General features: G+C 57.2%; 1 protein-coding gene. It reads left to right on the forward strand.

The genetic code is table 11. From position 1 onward, the window contains the following. Positions 1 to 1,747 (forward strand): CHASE3 domain-containing protein (locus tag NW860_RS09505; protein ID WP_414513839.1); only part of this gene is annotated, 1,747 nt, incomplete at both ends.

Genomic DNA, 1,747 nt, shown 5'->3' on the forward strand with positions numbered 1-1,747 from the left:
CCTCCCAACGAAAAAGAGCGGCTGGCTGCCCTGCGGCAGTATCAGATTCTCGATACGGCACCTGAAACTGCCTTTGACGAGATCGTCCGCCTTGCCGCCTACATCTGCGGCACGCCCATTGCTCTGGTCAGCCTTGTCGACGAACACCGCCAGTGGTTTAAGGCCAAATTCGGCGTCGATGTGCAGGAGACTCCCCGGGATGTGGCCTTCTGCGCCCACGCCATCTTGTCTCCCCAAGAGCCGCTGGTGGTGCCCGATGCCACTCAGGATCCGCGCTTTGCCGACAACCCGCTTGTTACGCAAGAGCCCCACATCCGCTTCTATGCTGGCATCCCTCTGGTAACTCCAGAAGGGCAAGCCTTAGGCACGCTTTGCGTTGTCGATTATCAGCCTCGGCAGCTTAGCCCGGAGCAATTGGAGCAGCTCAAGGCTCTGGCCCATCAGGTAGTAGCTCAGTTGGAGCTGCGCCGTAGCTTGAGGGAACTGGCTCAGACGCCTCTGCTGCCTAAGTCGGGGGATACTAAACCTGCCCGCAAAAACCGCTTTCTCCTCAAAGTTACCGCCGGTTTTGGCCTAGCTGCCTTGCTTCTGGGCGGGATCACCTACTCAGCTCAGCGGAATGCCTCTCAACTGCCGCAACTGACAAGCCGAGTGGCCCACACTCTGAAAGCAATCCAAAGCTTGGAGGGATTGTTGGCGGAAACCTGCGCCGCCGAGGCCGGTCAATATGGTTATCTTCTGACCAATAATCCTCGCTATCTCAGTGAGTACCAAGCCAGCCTTGAAGCCACCTCCACCCATCTGCGCTTGTTGAAAGAGCTCACTGCTGACAACCCCCTGCAGCAAGAGCGCCTGAAGCGCCTAGAGCTGCTGCTGGAGCAACGGCGACGAGTCATCCAAGACTTGATCCGGCTGAGGGAGCAAGAGGGGCTACCTGCCGTTCAGGAAGCTCTAGAAAGCAGCGAAGGGCCAAGGTTAACGGAGCAAATTGTCGAGTTGATTCGGGTGCTGCAGCAGGAGGAGAATCGCCTTCTGGAGCAACGCAGCCAGGAACTGCAGTTAACCTGGGTGAGAACCAATCTTGTTGCCCTGGGGGGGCTGATTTTCACTTACCTGGTTCTGAGCGCCGTTTACTTCCTCATCCGCCGGGAGACTGCCGAGCGAGAAGAGGCAGAACGATCCCTCAAGCAAGAGCGAGATTTTACCAACGCGGTTATCGATACGGCAGGGGCGTTGGTAGTGGTCATGGATCCGGAAGGGCGCATCCTGCGCTTCAACCGCGCTGCTGAGCAGCTCTCTGGCTACTCGCTAGCAGAAGTTAAGAACCGGCTACTGTGGGAGGTGGGTTTGATCCCGCCGGAAGATGTGCCTGGTGTAAAGCAGGCTTTTGAACAGCTCAGGGGCAATCCCTCCCTATTCTTGAACCGCCATGAAAACTTCTGGCGCACCAAGCAAGGGGCACTGCGGCTGATTGACTGGACCAATACCGCCTTAATCGGTGCCAACGGTGAGGCAGAGTTTCTCATAAGCACTGGCATCGACATCACCGACCGCAAGCTGGCGGAGCTGGCCCTGAAAGAAAGCGAAGAGCGCTACCGGGATCTCTTTGAAAATGCCAGCGACCTCATCCAGAGCGTGGATGCCGAAGGGCGCTTTTTGTATGTCAACCGCGCCTGGAAAGAAACCCTGGGCTACGACGAAACTCAAATCCAGCAAATGAGGGTTTTCGACATCATCCACCCCGACT

The organism is Synechococcus sp. F70.1 (assembly GCF_047502745.1).
GTDB lineage: Bacteria > Cyanobacteriota > Cyanobacteriia > Thermostichales > Thermostichaceae > Thermostichus.